1 protein-coding gene is annotated in these 447 nt (G+C 78.7%); it reads right to left on the minus strand.

The window, feature by feature from the left end; genetic code table 11:
* The coding region (locus G3I78_RS48405) for a VWA-like domain-containing protein (RefSeq protein WP_239158484.1) at nt 1-447 on the minus strand (447 nt) is incomplete at both ends.

Genomic DNA, 447 nt, shown 5'->3' on the forward strand with positions numbered 1-447 from the left:
CTGCCGGGCGAACAGGCCCACCACCGTGCGGCACGGCGGGCGGGTGGTGGGCCAGGGCGTCTGGCCGTCGGTCAGGACCACGATGACGTCCGGCCGGGCCGCCGACCGCAGGGCCTTGGCGAAGCCCGTACGGAGATCCGTGCCGCCGCCGCCCACCAGCGGGATGCCCTCGGCGCGGCACAGCGGGTGCGCGATCCGGGCCGCCGCGTCGCAGGGCACCACCGTGACCAGGTCCCGGCGGCCGCCCACCGCACGGGAGATCGCGGCCACCTCCAGCAGCGCGCTGCCCAGTTCCGCGTCGCTGACCGACCCCGAGGTGTCGATGACCACGCAGACCCGGGGCGGCCTGCGCCGCAGGCTCGGCAGGACCGCGCCCGGCACCCCGGCGGAGCGCCGTGCCGGGCGGCCGTACGTGTAGTCCTCGCCCGCGCCGGAGCCGGAGGCCGC

Origin of the sequence: Streptomyces sp. SID13726 (assembly GCF_010548375.1) — a bacterium.
In the GTDB taxonomy this organism is placed as follows: Bacteria; Actinomycetota; Actinomycetes; order Streptomycetales; family Streptomycetaceae; genus Streptomyces.